General features: G+C 43.9%; 19 protein-coding genes. 11 read left to right on the plus strand and 8 right to left on the minus strand.

The features are described from left to right. The first annotated feature begins 137 nt into the window (after window positions 1–137). From yhaM to ACQCVH_RS17645, 3 genes are all read left to right on the plus strand, one after another. A complete protein-coding gene (gene yhaM / locus ACQCVH_RS17635) occupies window positions 138–1,082 on the plus strand; it encodes a 3'-5' exoribonuclease YhaM (protein ID WP_009793918.1) in 945 nt (314 codons plus the stop codon). 280 nt (window positions 1,083–1,362) lie between these two features. Next, window positions 1,363–1,575, plus strand: coding sequence for a hypothetical protein (locus tag ACQCVH_RS17640; protein ID WP_224899741.1), 213 nt, complete (start codon window positions 1,363–1,365; stop codon window positions 1,573–1,575). Between the two features lie 244 nt (window positions 1,576–1,819). After that, window positions 1,820–2,005 (plus strand): sporulation YhaL family protein, encoded by a 186-nt coding sequence (locus tag ACQCVH_RS17645; RefSeq protein WP_426836919.1) that lies wholly within the window; start codon window positions 1,820–1,822, stop codon window positions 2,003–2,005. Between the two features lie 187 nt (window positions 2,006–2,192). Here ACQCVH_RS17645 and ACQCVH_RS17650 read toward each other — a convergent pair whose 3' ends face one another. After that, window positions 2,193–3,062, minus strand: coding sequence for a peptidylprolyl isomerase (locus ACQCVH_RS17650; protein ID WP_426836920.1), 870 nt, complete (start codon window positions 3,060–3,062; stop codon window positions 2,193–2,195). Window positions 3,063–3,365: 303 nt separating this feature from the next. Here ACQCVH_RS17650 and ACQCVH_RS17655 point away from each other — a divergent pair, with 303 nt between their 5' ends. Together ACQCVH_RS17655 and ACQCVH_RS17660 are read left to right on the plus strand one after the other, a co-directional pair. After that, entirely contained in the window at window positions 3,366–3,449 is an 84-nt protein-coding gene (locus ACQCVH_RS17655) for a YjcZ family sporulation protein (protein ID WP_022543564.1), read from the plus strand. A gap of 69 nt (window positions 3,450–3,518) precedes the next feature. Beyond that, window positions 3,519–3,608: a YjcZ family sporulation protein gene (locus ACQCVH_RS17660; protein WP_022543565.1), complete on the plus strand. Its 90-nt coding sequence runs from the start codon at window positions 3,519–3,521 to the stop codon at window positions 3,606–3,608. 149 nt (window positions 3,609–3,757) lie between these two features. On the opposite strand, the gene ACQCVH_RS17665 is transcribed toward ACQCVH_RS17660, so the two are convergent. After that, complete coding sequence (locus ACQCVH_RS17665) at window positions 3,758–3,937, minus strand: hypothetical protein (protein ID WP_009793914.1); 180 nt, start codon at window positions 3,935–3,937, stop codon at window positions 3,758–3,760. Between the two features lie 249 nt (window positions 3,938–4,186). Beyond that, complete coding sequence (locus ACQCVH_RS17670; RefSeq protein WP_426836921.1) at window positions 4,187–4,729, minus strand: DUF3267 domain-containing protein; 543 nt, start codon at window positions 4,727–4,729, stop codon at window positions 4,187–4,189. A 185-nt stretch (window positions 4,730–4,914) separates the two neighbouring features. Here ACQCVH_RS17670 and ACQCVH_RS17675 point away from each other — a divergent pair, with 185 nt between their 5' ends. After that, window positions 4,915–5,250, plus strand: a complete 336-nt coding sequence (locus ACQCVH_RS17675) for a YhaI family protein (RefSeq protein WP_426836922.1) — start codon at window positions 4,915–4,917, stop codon at window positions 5,248–5,250. 1 nt (window position 5,251) lies between these two features. On the opposite strand, the gene ACQCVH_RS17680 is transcribed toward ACQCVH_RS17675, so the two are convergent. Together ACQCVH_RS17680 and ACQCVH_RS17685 are read right to left on the minus strand one after the other, a co-directional pair. Further along, complete coding sequence (locus tag ACQCVH_RS17680) at window positions 5,252–5,827, minus strand: HTH-type transcriptional regulator Hpr (protein WP_009793979.1); 576 nt, start codon at window positions 5,825–5,827, stop codon at window positions 5,252–5,254. A 490-nt stretch (window positions 5,828–6,317) separates the two neighbouring features. Continuing rightward, the gene (locus ACQCVH_RS17685) at window positions 6,318–6,689 is read right to left on the minus strand and encodes a YtxH domain-containing protein (protein WP_426836923.1); all 372 of its coding nucleotides are present in this window, start codon (window positions 6,687–6,689) and stop codon (window positions 6,318–6,320) included. A gap of 199 nt (window positions 6,690–6,888) precedes the next feature. On the opposite strand from ACQCVH_RS17685, the gene yhzF reads away from it, so the two are divergent. Further along, a complete protein-coding gene (gene yhzF / locus ACQCVH_RS17690) occupies window positions 6,889–7,113 on the plus strand; it encodes a membrane protein YhzF (RefSeq protein WP_426836924.1) in 225 nt (74 codons plus the stop codon). A 551-nt stretch (window positions 7,114–7,664) separates the two neighbouring features. On the opposite strand, the gene ACQCVH_RS17695 is transcribed toward yhzF, so the two are convergent. The 3 genes from ACQCVH_RS17695 to ACQCVH_RS17705 form a co-directional block, all read right to left on the minus strand. After that, the gene (locus ACQCVH_RS17695) at window positions 7,665–8,186 is read right to left on the minus strand and encodes a tryptophan transporter (protein ID WP_426836925.1); all 522 of its coding nucleotides are present in this window, start codon (window positions 8,184–8,186) and stop codon (window positions 7,665–7,667) included. A gap of 126 nt (window positions 8,187–8,312) precedes the next feature. Next, on the minus strand, window positions 8,313–9,392 hold the full coding sequence (gene serC / locus ACQCVH_RS17700) for a 3-phosphoserine/phosphohydroxythreonine transaminase (protein ID WP_426836926.1): 1,080 nt from the start codon (window positions 9,390–9,392) through the stop codon (window positions 8,313–8,315). 275 nt (window positions 9,393–9,667) lie between these two features. Further along, entirely contained in the window at window positions 9,668–10,087 is a 420-nt protein-coding gene (locus tag ACQCVH_RS17705) for an HIT family protein (RefSeq protein ID WP_426836927.1), read from the minus strand. Window positions 10,088–10,244: 157 nt separating this feature from the next. Between ACQCVH_RS17705 and ACQCVH_RS17710 the strand changes: the two genes are divergently transcribed. The 4 genes from ACQCVH_RS17710 (at window position 10,245) to ACQCVH_RS17725 (ending at window position 14,192) form a co-directional block, all read left to right on the plus strand. Beyond that, window positions 10,245–10,883 carry a zinc dependent phospholipase C family protein gene (locus ACQCVH_RS17710; protein ID WP_426836928.1) on the plus strand — a complete coding sequence of 213 codons (639 nt, stop codon included), beginning with the start codon at window positions 10,245–10,247 and terminating at the stop codon, window positions 10,881–10,883. Window positions 10,884–11,421: 538 nt separating this feature from the next. After that, the gene (locus ACQCVH_RS17715; protein WP_426836929.1) at window positions 11,422–12,162 is read left to right on the plus strand and encodes an ABC transporter ATP-binding protein; all 741 of its coding nucleotides are present in this window, start codon (window positions 11,422–11,424) and stop codon (window positions 12,160–12,162) included. Next, the gene (locus ACQCVH_RS17720; RefSeq protein ID WP_426836930.1) at window positions 12,155–13,366 is read left to right on the plus strand and encodes an ABC transporter permease; all 1,212 of its coding nucleotides are present in this window, start codon (window positions 12,155–12,157) and stop codon (window positions 13,364–13,366) included. The genes ACQCVH_RS17715 and ACQCVH_RS17720 overlap by 8 nt, the downstream gene beginning before the upstream one ends. A gap of 115 nt (window positions 13,367–13,481) precedes the next feature. Beyond that, entirely contained in the window at window positions 13,482–14,192 is a 711-nt protein-coding gene (locus ACQCVH_RS17725; protein WP_426836931.1) for an EcsC family protein, read from the plus strand. Window positions 14,193–14,195: the final 3 nt, after the last annotated feature.

The raw sequence follows: 14,195 nt of genomic DNA on the forward strand, positions 1-14,195 counted from the left end.
GATTGCAGATGGTTCCATAAATCCGGAGAGGAACGGCCCTGATCATAAATTGGCAGTGCCGTCCGGGACGTTCAGCCTGCTATACTGAATGCCTGGTATGTTATAATATTTTCATAGAAGGGAGCGTCGGTAGACCTATGAATAAGGGTATTATGAATTACGAGGTTGGAGAGCAGGCAGAACTGTTCATGCTGATAAAAAGCTCGACGAAAGGAATTGCCAGCAATGGCAAACCATTCTTATCGCTCGTCTTCCAGGATCAAAGCGGCGATATAGAAGCAAAGCTCTGGGATGCTTCTGAAGAAGATGTTAAAAGCTACTCTCCTGAAACGATTGTTAAAGTAGCAGGCGATATCCAGAATTACCGGGGCCGCAGCCAATTGCGGATCCGCCAGATCCGGACGGCCTCACCATCTGATTCTGTCAAACTGGCAGACTTCCTGGAAACAGCCCCGATCGGCACAGATGAAATGACCAGCAAAATCACACAGTATATATTTGAGATGAAGAATCCGAATATCCAGCGCATCACAAGGCATCTGATCAAAAAGCATAATGAGGCTTTCCTCCATTATCCAGCAGCAACAAAGAACCATCATGAATTTGTTTCCGGACTGGCTTACCATGTCGTGAGCATGCTGGACCTTGCGAAGGCGATTTCAGGGCTTTATCCAAGCCTTGATAAGGATCTTCTGTATGCCGGGGTTATTCTGCATGATCTCGGAAAGGTAATTGAGCTTTCCGGGCCGATTTCGACTTCTTATACGGTGGAAGGAAATCTGCTTGGACATATTACAATCATGGTGACTGAAATCGGCAAGGCTGCAGATGAACTGGGTATTTCAGGTGAAGAGGTTCTTGTACTCCAGCATCTGGTCCTTTCCCATCATGGCAAAGCAGAATGGGGCAGCCCGAAGCCGCCGCTGATTAAAGAGGCGGAAATACTCCATTATATAGATAATCTGGATGCAAAGATGAACATGATGGACAGGGCTTTGGAAAGAGTGAAGCCTGGCGAATATACAGAGCGAGTATTTGCACTCGATAACCGTGCCTTTTATAAGCCGGTATTCCATAAATGAATCTGCAGGAAAAAACCCCGTGCCCAAATGGCCGGGGTTTTTTGGTCGTTTAGGAATATATAAATTGTAAGTCTTGTGCTTGTCGGGGGTGGTCAAGGCGCTTGAGCTTTTGTTCTAGTGGCGTAATTTACCAAAAAGGGAGGGATGGTCCAGAAATCCTTTCATACCGCCAATTGGAAAGTACGGAAAAAATAAAGAAACTTATTAGAAATTATTACCATGTCATTATTGGACCAAATAATCCATAATATAACCATTATAGATAAAGGGGGAAATGTGAATGTTTAAAGCTGAAAGAGGATCAATGGAAGAGGCTTTGTATATTTTGCAGAATATTGGATTGCAGCTTAATGAATATGAAAAAACGAATTCGGACATTCCAGTGAAAAATTATAAGGAACTATTGGAATTCAGCATTTCCATTGCGAGAAAAACAACTGAAGTATCTGAAACGATTGATGAAATGATCGGGGATATTGAATCCCAACTATAAAACTGCAGGCGGATTGAATTATGGACAATTTATTAGTATATAGCTAAGCAGCTGAACCTCATATATGACGGTCAGCTGTTTTTTTGTATAAAAAGCAGCTTCATAGCTTTATACCCTGATGAGGGAAGGTTAAACCTGCAAAATGAATTTTATTTTAAAAAACATATTTTAATCCTCTCAGCCATATATATAAGCTACAAAGAAAAGATGGGACAGCCCTTCATGGAAAGGAGACAATAAAACAATGATTCCAATCTGGGTATACTTGGTTGCAGCAGGGATTATCATAAGCGCCATAATGGCTTTAAAGACTGGGAAAGAAGAGCGGAGGGAGGAGAGGGAAGGAATAGAAAGTGAAGGAGAAATATACATGAAAAGGCTTGAAAGGGAGAAGGAAGAGCGGAAATCAGCTTCACGTTCTCTTTCATAAGAAAAGCGCAAGCGCTTTGGTCACCTTAAGGAACGCAGACTAAGAATGCCGCGTCCTGGGGCAACGTCTGCATGCCAGCTTACTGGGGGTGACTTCGAGGAGGTAGGCGCAGCAGCTAGACAATAATCGAAGATATCATTGCAAAAAAAAAGGCAGATCCTGGGGATCTGCCTTTTCAATTGCATTATTATTGTGCAGCTGCCTTATTATCAAGGCTGCCTTCAAGGTCTTCATCCTTGAATTTCACGTTTGCGTCTTTCAGTTCACGGTCCATTGCCGCTTGGATTTTTTCGCCATCAAGCTTGGACACTTTTACTTCATATTCCATTTCTTCCTTCATTTCTTCAAAGGATTTCTTTTCTTTTTTCTCGGTAGTCTGAATGATATGGTAGCCATGCTCGGTTTTGACCGGATCGCTGATTTCATTTACATCCAGCGCGTAGGCTGCTTCTTCGAATTCAGGGACCATCTTGCCGGCACCAAACCAGCCAAGATCTCCGCCGTTTGCTGCAGAGCCTGGATCCTGTGAATATTCCTTCGCCAGGTCCTCAAATTTTGCACCTTCATCAAGCTTTTTCTTTACTTCCTTGGCCGTTTTTTCATCTTCCACAAGAATGTGGCGGGCCTTGATTTCCGGCTTATAGTTATCATAGTATTCTTTCACTTCTTTTTCAGTTGCCTTTACATCCTTGATGGCTGCCTTTTCCTGAAGAAGGCCAGTCCTGAATGTTTCCTTCAGATCTTCTTCGTCTTCATAGCCATACTGGGCCAATGCCATCTCAAAGTTGGAGCCAAGCTGCTGTTTAAGCTCATCGATTTTTTCATTAAGCTCTTCATCTGTAACTTTATACTTTTCAGACAATACCTTTTTGTAAACAAGCTCCTGAATGGCCTGTTCGCCAACCTTGTCCTTCATTGCATTATATAGCTCGTCCTTTGTAATATCGCCTGCTTTTGTTTCGACTACAACTTCTGAGCTGTCGTCTGCATTGGAGCTGCATGCGCTCAGACCGATAACCCCGGCAGCTATGGAAAGGGATAGCATCCATTTTTTCATGTTGAACACTCCTAAAGTTTTTTGAATTTGCTGTAATACACAACCATTACTATAACACATATTCCATTTAGAGCAAAAACAATATCTGAAACCTTTTAGAAAATGTTTCAAAAAATGGGTGTTTTGCCTATGCCGGATATTTCTTTCCGGACATAAGATATGGAGTAGAAAGGGAAAGTAAAAACCAAAATGCATCAGCCCTTTCTTTCTATTAACAAGATCTTGGGGACTCCCGGCTGTAGCCTGATAGGCCCCAATGTTCGTTGAATAGCATGAAGTAACAGCCTTAAAGGAGGTGTTACCGTGGGATACGCATATGGCGGTGGTTTCGCGTTGATTGTTGTTCTGTTCATCTTGTTAATTATTGTAGGTGCTGCCTGGCTGTAAAAATGCCTGTGCTCTTCAGGCATTCAAGCTGAGCAATGCACTGTTTAATTATTGAAAGGGGGATTAATTATGTCCGGTGGAGCAGGTTACGGCGGAGGTTTTGCGTTGATTGTAGTCCTATTTATTCTCCTGATTATTATCGGGGCTTCCTGGCTGTAATAGCAGGCCTTCGTTTAAGCAAGAATATAAAATTAAAAGCGGTGGGAAATCCCCACCGCTTTTAACAATTGTTTATTTGCTGAAATTCCTTGATCTGCAGGGCCGGCCCCGCTTGGCAATCTTCGCAGCATAAAAAGCTATATGTAGATTTATGCAAACAGCAGCTCCACGAAAGAGGATACTAAAAGGATTGTGATCAGGATATTGATGGTCCTGAACACCTTTGGCTGTTTCTCTTCCGGGATTTCCTTCTGCAGACAAAGGGAATTCGTCATCTTGTTGATATAGAACAATATGAAAATAGCAAACAGGATAAATACGGAGATCATCTGACTATTCCCTCCTTGATGACAGACTTTTATATGATACATACAATAACAAAAAAAAGGCAAAAAAGATAGTATTAAGGACGGCCTGATCTGCTCATTATATTCAGCCGGGCTCTCTTATATGAAGGCTGTGTTAGTGTACCTTGTTGATTTCGGTCTCATTTCAGCACAGCTGAAATGAAACCGAAATCAACAACAATGAGGGGATGCTCCCATGAAAATAAAGAGGCAGCCTCTGCAGCTGCCTGTCTAGTGAGCCCTGTAGACCAGGATCTCGATTCCCTCTTCATTTTCTTCTATAAATGCCTGCTGCGGAGCAGTGCATATATTTTTCATGCAGAGCATATCTGAGAAGCAAAGTCCTGCATGATATGCGAGCAGCATGGTAATATAATGTACATAATGAGGAAAATGCCAGCAGGCTGCGAGCAGAATTCCGTTGATGACAACAAAAGGCGCCAATAAAGCGATGATGAATACAGCCTTTGAAATGGGTTCAGTCACCCTGACATGGATCAGCGGAATGCCGAGCCTGAATGATACCTTCTTTTGCACCTTTTTCCCAAGATGGGCAACAGGGAGGAAGTGCAGCAGCTTATGGACGGGATATATCAGCCAAAAGCAGGCAATAAAAACAAAGAAATAATTATCATAAAAAGAAGATTGCACAAAATAATAAGATGCAGGCACGTACAGACATATAAAGGTTATGATCATTGTAATGGAAGACAGGATAAATATTCTCTGGGATCCATAGTCTTTTGTGTAATTGATTGTCTTCCAGCAGTTCATCGTATCAGCCTCCGAAGAGTATTCATGCGGTTTTTCTAAAAAACTCACAAGGGATACTTTACGATGATTGGAATAAAAAATCAATAATAAAAAAACGACATTTTTCACCAATTTGATTGTATAATTAGCTAAGCAAAGAACATGCATAAAAATAGAATGGGTAATTCAAAAGCGGGGACTCTTTTATGAATATCGGGGAACTATTAGAACGAATTGAAAAACTGGAATATCATCAGACACTTTTATTGATGATGGCTTCCGGGCAGACATTGCCATTCTATAGAATGGTTGTCGAAAAATCGCTGGCTCAAGAAGAGGTATCACAATTCTTCCACCTTTGTGATGAACTGAGCAAAGAACTTGAAGAGCAAAAAGCGGAAGGGTTTGTTTACTTTCATCCGCTTTATACAGAATTTAAGCATAAGCTGCATCCATCACTAAAACCTGAGATGGTGATCCCTGCCTGCCTCAGGCAGAACCTGTTCATGGATCTTATGTCAGAACTCAATAAGTATCTGTAGTCTAAACGATTTCTTTCTCTGCAGTCTCTTTTTTCTTCAGTTTGCCTTCTTCATCTACGAATTCGCCTTCTATATTGGCGAAAGACTTTTCAAAAATCTCCATAAAGTCATCTCCATATATATTGCGGACGATCGCCATGACTTCAACAAAATCCGGAAACTTTCCATACAGATCCCTCAAGGGCATTGCACCGGAAAAGACGGCGTTGGTTTCTGGCTCATAACTCTCCATCAGTTCGAGTAAAACGCTTTCACCCTTTTCAGTCAGCTGAATATACGTATTTCTTTTATCAGTTTCTTTTTTGGAGAATTTCAGAAGGCCCCTTTCTTCCAGTTTTTTAGAGAAATTAAAGGCTGTCGACACATGCATGACACCGAATTTGGCCACATCAGAAATGGAGGCGCCATTTAAATGGTACGCAATCCAGATAATATGGTGTTCGTTGATATTCAGGTCAAACGGCTTGATCCATTGCTGCCAGTCCTTCTCAATCGATTTCCATAAAGCCTTGCTGATTTGAGCTATCCGTTGGCTAAAAAGCATCGCTTCCTTCATTGAATAATGTTTTTCCGTCATCTATAAATCCACCTACTTTTTTATTCTCTATTATCATTATGCCAATAAAACAAAAATTAATAAAGGTATAAATATACAAAATTTTTAGAAAATCAGCCTAATAAATATTATATTAGGTGTTCAGGGGCATTACAGCAAGGGTTTATTAAAAGAACTGCTAAAATAACAATTTTTATAATATATTACTTTTCGGCTTAAAATGAAAAAATCCTTCTTTAATTGAAGGATTTTTCTTCAAAAAAGAAGGATTTTTTATTGTTTAGAATTATATCTTCTGTAAGTCTTGTGGATCATTATCGATTCTTGATCACGTCCAGCAGCTGCGCCGTGGTCACAAGCCAAACCTCCCAAAAAGGCAAAGAACGCCTTTCCGGGAAGTTCGTCTTGAGGCCCCCAGGATGGGGGTCATGCAGACGTTGCCACAGGACGTGGCGTTCTTAGTCTGCGTTCCTTAAGGGTAGTCAAGGCGCTTGCGCTTTTGTTTTTATCTTCAATTAGAGCCGGATTTTGAATTGCCGATTGAATTTTCCAGCTCTGTCAATGACTGCTCAATTGATTGAAGATCTCTTTGCAGTTCCAGCTTTTGCGGGCGGATTGCATTCTGCCAATCAGATACTGAGTGCTTTATATCTGATACGAAATCACCCAGGTGTGCTTTTCCCTGGATCGAAGCATAGGAAGCGGATCTTTTCAGCTCCATAAAATCTGTCTTGAGCTCAGCCAGCTGGCTGCCGACTGCTTCTTTATTGTCTTTGAACATCTTCCGGGTGTCCCTGCCTGAGGCTGGAGCAGACAGCAATGTGCTGATGCCGGCTGCCGTTCCTCCGATCAGGAATCCCAGCAGTAAGGATTTGGCTTTCATCAATTATCACCTCTGAGTCTCTTTTTATATCAATTCTGCTTCTTACAACATATTCCTCTAATGTTCAGGCTGTTATGTTACTTTTCCTTTATCACAACTTCGCATTGCTTAAACATTGCCGGGGCTTTTGTTCATAGGTATCTTTCATTTTGAATAAAGATGGAATAGCAAGTATTTAACCGGTGGAAGGGGTGGTTATTTGAACGGAGCAGCATCGCTGTTGTTTGCCTTGTGCGGAGTTTTGTTCCTGGGGGCGGTTTATTATGTGCTGGCTTCCAAAAAGCCGGGCGTGTATCCTCCTAAATCAATTTTGAAAGAAAAGGGCAGTGGCGCTTGCGGGGGCGGGAGCTGTTTTCTTTCTGCTGGCATTTATTTTGACTGGATTTTCCTAATGCCCGCGAAGGGTTCTCGAACGTTTAAATGAATTTAGATTCAATATTACAGTATTAGTATTGATTAATACATTGGTGTTGATTTCCGTTCCTGGCACTTCGCTTTCCGCGGGGCGGAGCCTTAGCCTCCTCACCGCAAGCGGCTGCGGGGTCTCAACTCTTCCTCTATATCCCGCAGGAGTCTGCGTGCCTTCACTGCAATCAACAGGCTTATAAAGGTAAATGGTGATTTATCAAGAAAAGATTTTCCTTCTTGGGTAACTAATATGCACCACTGTATTGAAATGCAGTCTGTTGATTTCCGTCCCAGGCCCTTAGCTTTCGGCGGGGAGGCGCTGGCCTTCTCTTTGCTGCTCCTGGTGGGGCTCAGATTTCTATTTTCCCCAGAGCGCGAATCATCTTCCTCGAGCTTTCATCACATGAAAATACGCTGCATTTTATAAGGAGTCCATGCCTTGCGCGCTCCAATCAACAGGGGTTTTTAATAACAAAATCAGGCACAATTTTAAACACAAGAAAAAAGGGTACGGAAGATAAGTTATCTTCCATACCCTTTTTCTTTTTCTCTTTTTCAAGAGAGGTTTTATGTGTGGCTTGCTGTCAGTTTTGTTCTTTTGATGATGCTCATGGCAACCGGGTAAAGGATGATCATCGCAACTGTGTTGACAGCTGCTGCAGGAAGGACCACAGCTACGAACAATGCGGCAAAGGTTCCCGGCAATCCTGCAATCAAAAGGGCTGAAGTCAGGAATACTGCTCCTGAAATAATGGTGCCGGCGGCAGTCAGGACCGCTGCTGAAACAACTGAACCATTAAACTTCTTAACTGCTAAAAACAAACCGAAAAATACAAATGCAGTGATAGGCTTATCGATGATGTTTGGGATCTGTCCTGCTGGAAAAGTAGTCGTCAGGGCGGAAATCAGTCCTGTTGCAAGACCCAGTAAAAACACACTTTTCTTTTCAGGAAAAAGGATAATCCCGAGGAACATCATGGTGAGCATCATGTCAGGTTTCATTCCCAGGAAAAATCCCGGAACAACGGCATGAAGGACAGCACCCATTCCAATAAGCAATGATAAAGCAACTAAATTCTTTGTATTCAATTCTAACCTCTCCTCTTCTCAGCTATTCTCGCTCTTTCTCTTCCTGCAGTGCACTCTTGCCTGCAGCGAAAAGTTACTCGTATTATACCACACTATGAATTAAGATGAAACGGAATATGCTTCTGTTCAATTTTTATTTTTGAATTTTCTCATAAATTCAGCTAATTTCTCAGCATGTTCAAGCGGGACAGCGTTATAGATGGATGCCCGGCAGCCGCCAATTGACCTGTGGCCGTTCAGTCCCACGAATCCCGCTTCCCTGGCTGACTGGAGGAATTGGCTTGCAGCTTCTTTGGAATGGAGGTTAAACGTGATATTCATTTGAGAGCGGCTGTCTTTTCTGCTATGCCCCAGATAATAGCCTTCACTGTCATCGATGCGGCTGTATATCAGCTCCGCTTTCTGCCTGTTCCTTTCAGCGATAGCAGTTAGCCCTCCTTCTTTTTGCACCCATTCGAGCACAAGCTTCAGCATATAGATGGCAAGCGTCGGAGGCGTATTATAAAGAGACTGGCTCTTGCTGTGCGTAAAATAGTCAAGCATAACCGGAAGATCTTCCCGGGGCCCTGCCAGCAGGCTTTTTTTCATGATGACTGCAGTTACCCCCGAAGGGCCCATATTCTTCTGGGCTCCGGCATAAATGATATCAAATTTGCTTACATCAATTTCTCTGCTCATGATGTCGCTCGACATATCGGCAGCAAGAGGGATATCTGTCTCGGGAAATTCCTGCCACTGAGTTCCGTAAATTGTGTTGTTGCTCGTAAGGTGTAGATAGGCAGCATCTTTCAGTTCTGCCAGGTCTGAGAGCTGTGGTATATAGCGGTATGTACCTTCTTTGCTTGAAGCAGCTGCTGCCGTTTTGCCGATTTTGGCAGCTTCTTTCATGGCTTTTTCAGCCCATGATCCTGTCAGGGCATAATAGCCTGTTTTGCCTTCTGCCAAAAGGTTCATCGGCAGCATGGTAAATTGAAGGCTCGCCCCGCCCTGGAGAAAGAGGACCTCATAATCATCCGGCACACTTAGAATCTGCCGAAGCAGCGTTTTCGCCCCTTCATGCACCTCCTCATATTCCCGGCTCCTGTGGCTTAGCTCCATGACACCCATTCCAGTTCCGTTAAAATCAAGCCAGTTCCGCTGCGCCTCCTCCAGTACAGAAAGAGGGAGGGCCGCCGGGCCGGCATTGAAATTCAATGCACGTTTCATCATCATACCTCCCTATAGTGCTTTAAAGAATAAAAACTTTATTTCATCCTATCAGAAACAGAAAGAAAGTAAACAAAAAAGTTGGAATGTTTTAAAAATAGCAAAAAGGATTACTTGCTGCTATTTGGTCAGGAAGCTGTCTTAATGATTGAGGCTCTTTGATTTGAAGGGGAATGGAACAAACGGGCAGCCCTGCAGTATAAGCAGCTGGTTCCCGCAAAAAAAAACGCACCGCAGCCAGCTGACGGCTTCAATGCGTTTTTTTTGACGAATCATTAAAGATGGCTGCTGATTCCTTCGGCAATCTGCTTCAGATCCTCAGGAGAGTATTCATCCTGGTGGGTTTTCCATACAGCGCCGAAACCGTCGCCTTTTCCATAGCGGGGGATGAGGTGCAGATGGAAATGGAATACCGACTGTCCTGCTGCTTCGCCATTGTTATTCAAAGAATTGAGGCCGATTGGGTCAAATTCCTCTTTGATGGCGCTGGCGATGGCAGGAACGGACTCATAAAGGTGTGCCGCGATTTCGGGAGTCAGCTCGTAAAGATTTTCTTTATGTACTTTCGGGACGACAAGTGTATGGCCCTTCGTTACCTGGCTGATGTCCAGGAAAGCATACACATGTTCATTTTCATAAACTTTCGCTGATGGGATTTCCCCATTGATGATTTTGCAAAAAATACAATCCTGCATAATGGCACCTGCCCTTTCTTTTTCTCAATATTTTACCATACCAGGGGATGTGAGGAGAAATCATTCGCCAATTTTGCCGGCTAAGGAAAGATTAAAGGATAATGAGGGAGGATGGCGAACTTACAAAGGAGTGTATTTATTTAGGAGGAGTATCAGGGTGGGTTCAAGAATCATGCATCTGCTGGCAGCCGATATGGCTGCAGAAAAATTAAAGATCAGGGATAAGGCTTCCTTTTTGCTCGGCGGGATTGCACCTGATGCTGTTTCGCCAAAGGAGCTGTCTCATTTTTACACGGGGAATGCTGAAGATTTCTCAAGGTCGATTGATTATGAAGCGTTCCTTGAAAAGTACCGGCATACAAGCAATCATGCTTTTATCTTTGGATATTATGCACATCTGATTGCCGATGACCTTTGGCTTAAGGGATTTTATCTGCCATGGCTGAGAAACAGGCTGGATAAGGATGAAGGAATCTTGAAGCTTTACCATGGGGATTTCGGACTCTTAAATGGCAAGCTGCTTGCTGCTTATAGAAGCAGCAGCCTTGATTCGATACTGAATGAGAATAAGAAAATGCCTGATTTGGAGGAGGTGCCGTCCCATGCCGTTAGTGATTTTGTCCCGCATTGCCTTGCTGATATGGAGTACGGTGAGGATGCACTGGCTGCGCCGCTAAAGGTGTTCACTTTTGACCAGATTGCAGGTTATGTGGAAACAGCTGCAGAGCTTGCCTGCTTGAAAATCGAACAGGCTGCCGCCCGGCTAGAAGAAGCCGCTGATTTATTTGCAGACTAGCTGCAGGTTTGCGGGTTAAACATCATAAAGAAAACAGGATCCGGTGAGGATCCTGCTCTTTCTGAAGGGGAAATCACTTCGCTGAAACGTTCTATTACAGGTTATTCTCTGCGACAAACACCTCATTTATTAAAATGGTCAGTGCTTAGTGAGAGATCTGATCCTTGTTCAAGCGTACCATCCCCTTGATTCTTTATAGGTTTCACAACTTATAAAGCCGGCTGATGGGTCTTTGATAAACACCTCATTCCAGAAGAATGTCATGTGTTCCAAGTATCTGGTTAATTGGCACTCCTGTGCAATGCAACCATCCCCTTATAGCAACGCTGGAAGCTTATATTGAATGAAATTGGTCTTTGACAGACACCTCATTTCAATTGATGAAAATCATCTTTCCCCTTCATAGATTATAATGCCCAGCGAAAGGGGAGTTATGCAGCGGAGATTAATTTTCTGTCTGGACCCTGCTTCAATCTTTTGCTGGCGCAGCCATTTTGTTAAACTAGAAGCATCACAATAGATGGAAGGGCGTTTTGGAATGTCTTTGTTGAATATAAAAAATATAACAGGAGGCTATACGAGTAATCCTGTTCTGAAGGATGTTTCCTTCACTGTGAATGCAAATGAAATTGTCGGCCTGATTGGATTGAATGGAGCAGGCAAAAGTACGACGATCAAGCATGTCATCGGGCTGATGGAGCCGCATTCCGGGGAAATCACAATCGATGGATCTCCATTTCCCAAGGATAAGGAGACATACAGAAGGAAATTCGCGTTTGTGCCGGAAACCCCGATCCTTTATGATGAACTGACGCTTGAGGAACATCTGAGGATGACAGCGATGGCTTATGGCCTTGAAGAAAAAGAATATCTGGAAAGAATGAAGAGCCTTCTGAAGGAATTCCGGATGGAAAAGCGGCTGAAATGGTTCCCTGCCCATTTTTCAAAGGGAATGAAGCAAAAGGTCATGATTATGTGCGCTTTCCTGGTGCAGCCCTCACTATATATAGTGGACGAACCATTTGTCGGCCTGGACCCGCTAGGCATCCAATCGCTTCTTGACCTTATGAAGAAGATGAAGGAGGAAGGTGCTGGCATATTGATGTCCACTCATATCCTTGCGACAGCGGAGCGGTATTGCGACCGTTTTGTCATTCTCCACGAGGGCAAAGTGAGGGCGGCAGGCACACTTTCTGAGCTGCAGCAGCAATTCTCCATGCCGGGTGCGACACTTGATGATCTATATATCCAGCTGACAAAGGAAGAAGACTATGTTTGATGAAGGAAAGCTGTGGAGAAACAGATTCGGAGGTGCGCTCAAGGAACTGAGCCGCTACCTCCGCTATATATTGAACGGGCATATTGTCATTGTGCTCGTATTTCTATTCGGGATGGCCGCCTTTTATTATCAGGAATGGCTGAAAGGCGTCCCGGAAGATTTTCCTGCAGCCGCGATTATGGCTGTCCTGCTAGGGGTATTGCTGACATACAGCCCTGTTTATACTTTCCTGACGGAAGCAGATAAAATCTTTCTTCTGCCTGTAGAAAACAGGCTGTCAGGCTATTTCCGCAGGTCGCTGGGTGTCAGCTGGGCCGTGCAGGCCTATCTTCTGCTGATGGGCCTCGGAATATTCATGCCAATGTACGCAGTCGTAAACGGGGGCAGCTTTAAGCCGTTCCTCTTCTTTCTGATAGGCTCACTCGCTGTTAAGCTGCTGAATCTTCTGATCCGCTGGCATATCCAATATTACGTGGAAAAAAATACAAAGATGATTGATTCTGTTATCAGGTATTGCCTTAATGCAGTTTTTCTTTATCTTTTATTTTCAAATGCAGGCATCTTGTTCCTGCTCCCTGTACCGGCAGTCCTGCTGGTCTTATGGCTGTATTTCAGGAAACAGACTGAACCAAAGGGCCTGAAATGGGAATATCTCATTGAACAGGAAGAAAGAAGGATGACATCTTTTTACCGCCTTGCCAATCTGTTTACAGATGTCCCGAAGCTCAAAGATAGAGTGAAGCGGCGTAAATGGCTGGACTGGCTGGCAAACAGGATTCCATATGGGCAGGATAAGCTGCATGCGCATTTATATATGCGGACCTTCATGCGCTCAGGCGATTATTTCGGTCTGTTCATCAGGCTGACAGTGATCGGGGGAGCGGCGCTTTTTATAATCTCATTCGGGATGGGGCAGATCCTCCTTGTGCTGTTATTCCTCTATCTGACGGGATTCCAGCTGCTGCCGCTCCGGAACCATCATGAAAACAAGCTTTGGATCCAGCTGTATCCGCTAAAAAGTGAGTGGCGGGAAAAAGCCTTTACCTCACTTCTCTCAGCTGTCCTTTATTTGCAGACCATCATTCTTTCCCTGGTTGTACTGCTGAAGGGGGACGGGCTGGCCGCGCTTGCCAGTGCGGCAGCAGGTGCCGTGTTTTCGTGGGTGTTTGCGAATATTTACAGCAGGAGGAAATTGAAGAACTGATTAGAAGCCTCCGTTTTTTAATGGAGGCTTTTTTCAGCCGCTGAAACCTTTCCGGAAGAAAAACGTAGTATTAAGCACAAACTAAAAGCTGAACGAGAGGAAAGGGTGCAGCCGAATGTATGAGTATGAACAGATGGTTTCACGGGAGCTGGAGGAGTGGAAGAGGAAGCTGCTGAAGCGTTCCGGAATGCTGAACCGCCTTTCAAAAAAGGCACAGACAAAAATAAACAGCTATATCCCGGAGAAAGCACATGCCGTCATTACCGAAGGAATTAAGAATATGGTAAAAGCAACCCTGGCAGGCTCCAATCTGACCACCAGGAAAAGGCTTGATGCCGGGCTGAGCCTTGAAGAAATGGACGAGAATTTGACCGAGAAGCTGGCTGCATACCGAAAGACTGCAACCATTGAAGGAGCAGGCACAGGTGCAGGCGGCATCCTGTTAGGGCTTGCCGACTTCCCGCTGCTGCTTTCCATCAAAATGAAATTCCTTTTTGAAGCTTCAGCCATTTATGGCTATGATCCTGGAGAATATGAGGAGCGCCTCTTTATCCTGCATATATTTCAGCTCGCCTTTTCAAGTGATGAGAAAAGGCGGGAAACATTGGCTGTCATTGAGGATTGGGATGAGTTAGTGAAAGAACTGAAGGATATGGAATGGCGCGAGTTCCAGCAGGAGTACCGGGATTATATAGATTTTGTCAAAATGCTGCAGCTGCTTCCAGGGATAGGGGCGGTTGCAGGGGCTTACGCGAATTATAATCTGCTTGACCAGCTTGGGGAGACGGCAAGGAATGCCTACAGGATCCGTTTTCTAAAACAATAAAGG

The sequence above is a fragment of the Bacillus infantis genome, from assembly GCF_050107595.1.
Lineage (GTDB): Bacteria > Bacillota > Bacilli > Bacillales > Cytobacillaceae > Bacillus_AB > Bacillus_AB infantis_C.